The 1,469-nt window shown below is 33.0% G+C and carries 1 tRNA gene and 2 pseudogenes; 2 read left to right on the top strand and 1 reads right to left on the bottom strand.

Going from position 1 to position 1,469, the window contains the following annotated elements:
- A pseudogene (locus J582_RS25155) lies at window positions 1-415 on the bottom strand (hypothetical protein); the annotation flags it as partial.
- A gap of 592 nt (window positions 416-1,007) precedes the next feature.
- On the opposite strand from J582_RS25155, the gene J582_RS25150 reads away from it, so the two are divergent.
- Together J582_RS25150 and J582_RS25145 are read left to right on the top strand one after the other, a co-directional pair.
- A tRNA-Arg gene (locus J582_RS25150) sits at window positions 1,008-1,084 on the top strand.
- Window positions 1,085-1,191: 107 nt separating this feature from the next.
- Window positions 1,192-1,469 (top strand): annotated as a pseudogene (locus J582_RS25145) (HAD-IB family hydrolase); the annotation flags it as partial.

Below are 1,469 nucleotides of genomic sequence, written 5' to 3'. Positions count from 1 at the left end.
TACCAACAGGATTGCTACCAGTAGCACCACCAGTTACACCGCCAATAGCGCCAGTTACACCACCAATAACGTTGGTTAATCCACCAACAGGGCTACCGCCAGTCACGCCACCAGTTAAACCACCTACCACATTGGTTATGGTTCCTAATGGATTTGTTGAGCCTGTAGTACCAGTTACGGTACCCACTACATCAGAAACTAATCCTGTTGTAGCATGCGAGACTGTATTGGTTACAGTTGAAAGTACATTAGAGAGTAAGCCTGATGTTGAAACATTTCCATTAGCAATATTTATGTCGGAAACGTTTACATTAACAGGAGAACCTGTGTTTACAACAGGATTCACCGATACAACATTACCCAGGTCCTGAGTAACTTTTGTTATCGAAGATACGAGATTTTTCAGTAAGAACATGATGGTCTATTTCCTGTATATTTATGTATTTTTAAGTAAGTATTTATTTATTGCGTTAGGCAATTATTGAGATATGTTTCTCAATAATTAAAATTTAGTATTGGGTAGATCTCAAAAAGTGTCAATGCATATTTCTACTCAAATAATTTGATACTTATAATATTTTGACAATTAGTTATTCATTCTGATTTAGACATAAAAATAATAATTTTTTTTATAATATATAGTTTGAAGATGAATGTATGTTTCTCTCATTTTATTATTATTTTTTATAATTATTAATGCTAAATAATTTTATTTATAAAAATACTTTTGCATAAGTAGAAATATATTATTTATATAATCCTGACTAAAAAGCTAGGCTTTTATTTCTGTCAATTTGGCCAAAATGCCCAAATTGGATAGATGAAGACAGAAAACTTTAATTGCAAAAAAATATTTCAAATACATTTTATGGGCAAACAATCCTTTTTTGGACAGCTATGTTGCTGAGGTATTTTATTATGGCTAAGAACTAGACGCTTGATGACAAAAAGATGAAAAAGGTCTTTCTAAAATGAAAAAACTGCGTATAATGCCCTCCATCAAGTACGCGCTCATAGCTCAGCTGGATAGAGCACTTGGCTACGAACTAAGGGGTCGGGAGTTCGAATCTCTCTGAGCGCACCAACTTGAAGAATTAACCGCTTTTATAGCGGTTTTTTTGTGCCTGTTATTTAGTAAAATTTTAAAAATCTAAATTTATAACTTTTTAATTATATTAGAGATAATGATAAATGAATCTGGCTTTATTTGACTTTGATGGCACAATCACTCATAACGATACTTTTAGTTTATTTCTTAAATTCTCTTTGAGTAGAAAAACTCAAATATTAGGTGGTCTTCGGCTTGCGCCTTATATTGCAGGATATAAGTTCGGATGGGTAACGGATAAAATCATACGAACTAAGCTCTGTCAGGTGGGATATATAGGCTACGATGCGGATTTTCTAAAATATATGGGACAAGAGTTTGCTAAAACGGTAATTCCTACCTGTATTCGTGAAAATGCTTT

It is taken from the genome of Acinetobacter sp. 1566109 (genome assembly GCF_000582255.1).
In the GTDB taxonomy this organism is placed as follows: domain Bacteria; phylum Pseudomonadota; class Gammaproteobacteria; order Pseudomonadales; family Moraxellaceae; genus Acinetobacter; species Acinetobacter nosocomialis.
Note: the sequence above shows the minus strand (reverse complement) of the source record. Positions and strands in the feature narration are given on the sequence as shown.